1 protein-coding gene is annotated in these 780 nt (G+C 41.7%); it reads right to left on the bottom strand.

Features of this window, described 5'->3' with window-relative positions; all coding sequences use genetic code 11:
* The coding region (gnd, locus tag LD39_RS19860) for a phosphogluconate dehydrogenase (NAD(+)-dependent, decarboxylating) (RefSeq protein WP_035552522.1) at positions 1 to 676 on the bottom strand (676 nt) is incomplete at its 3' end.
* Between the last annotated feature and the right edge of the window lie 104 nt (positions 677 to 780).

Here is a 780-nt window from a genome sequence, read left to right as displayed (position 1 = left end):
AAGCGTTCTCCATTAATTCAATCAACCAGGATCGAATGACGGAACCGTTGTTCCACACTTTCGATACAGACTCGTAATCATAATCGAAGGGGCTTTTATCTAAAATTTCGTACCCTTCCGCGATCGACTGCATCATTCCATACTCGATGCCGTTATGTACCATTTTCAAGAAGTGACCGCTTCCGGCACGTCCAGAATGATGGTAACCGCTTTCAACGGCAGTATCAGAAAACAAAACTTCAATTTCTTTGAATTGCTCCCTGTCTCCACCGATCATGTAGCAGGCTCCATGACGAGCACCTTCTGTTCCTCCACTTGTTCCAACATCAAAGAAGAAAATATTTTTCTCTTTGAACTGTTGGGCACGCCGCAAACTTTCTTTATAGTTTGAGTTTCCACCATCAATGATGCGATCGCCAGGTTCTAATAAGGAAGAAAGTTCTTGAAGAACAACTTCTGTAATTTCTCCTGCTGGCACCATAACCCAAACGGTTCGCGGACGATCCAAGCGGTCGATAAGCGCTTTCAAATTTTGCGCTGGTAAAGCTCCTTCTTCGGTAATTTTTGAGATTTGCTCCTGATTGACATCGTTGGCCACAACTTGGTGTCCATGATCCAACAAATTCAATCCGAGGTTGTATCCCATTTTCCCGAGCCCGACTAAACCGACTTGCATAGTCTTGACCCCTTTCTGTCTGAACAACTGAAGCTGAAAATTTTTTTCTATATTTACGATTATACAATAATATTTTTTTAATACAATGGTTTTTCAGAAAAAAA

Source organism: Halobacillus sp. BBL2006, assembly GCF_000786645.1.
GTDB lineage: Bacteria > Bacillota > Bacilli > Bacillales > Halobacillaceae > Halobacillus.
The sequence above is the reverse complement of the archived record's forward strand: the minus strand, read 5'-3'. Positions and strand labels throughout refer to the sequence as shown.